The sequence below is a fragment of the Klebsiella sp. HMSC25G12 genome, from assembly GCF_001807705.1.
GTDB classification, from domain to species: Bacteria; Pseudomonadota; Gammaproteobacteria; order Enterobacterales; family Enterobacteriaceae; genus Klebsiella; species Klebsiella variicola.
The window spans coordinates 142,615-143,106 of the sequence record NZ_KV789895.1; the positions used below are offsets into that span (position 1 = coordinate 142,615).

Annotated in this window: 3 tRNA genes (1 of these 3 only partly in view); all 3 read left to right on the plus strand. The window is 55.5% G+C overall.

Annotation, left to right across the window (positions count from 1 at the left end):
- A tRNA-OTHER gene (locus tag HMPREF3096_RS15430) sits at positions 1-30 on the plus strand; it begins 52 nt to the left of the window's first position.
- 125 nt (positions 31-155) lie between these two features.
- Positions 156-231: transfer RNA gene (locus tag HMPREF3096_RS15435), tRNA-Val, on the plus strand.
- Between the two features lie 2 nt (positions 232-233).
- Positions 234-309 (plus strand) — tRNA-Lys (locus tag HMPREF3096_RS15440).
- Positions 310-492: the final 183 nt, after the last annotated feature.

Sequence of the window (492 nt, forward strand, 5' to 3'; positions counted from 1 at the left end):
TCGCAGGTTCGAATCCTGCACGACCCACCAATCGTTCTGGTGGAACGCGATAGTAAAACGTGAAGGATAATGTTGCGACAGCAACGGCCCATAGGGCGAGGCGAAGCCGAGTCATCCTGCACGACCCACCACTTAGCAGTATCCAGCGCAGTATCGGGTGATTAGCTCAGCTGGGAGAGCACCTCCCTTACAAGGAGGGGGTCGGCGGTTCGATCCCGTCATCACCCACCACCGGGTCGTTAGCTCAGTTGGTAGAGCAGTTGACTTTTAATCAATTGGTCGCAGGTTCGAATCCTGCACGACCCACCATCTTTAACATCGAACTTCGGTGTTAAACGTGAAGGATAACGTTGCTTCAGCAACGGCGCCCCAGGGCGAGCGAAGCGAGTCATCCTGCACGACCCACCACTTTTTAATGATGGGGCCGGTGGACGCAGTATCGGTAGTATCCAGCGCAGTTTCGGGTGATTAGCTCAGCTGGGAGAGCACCTC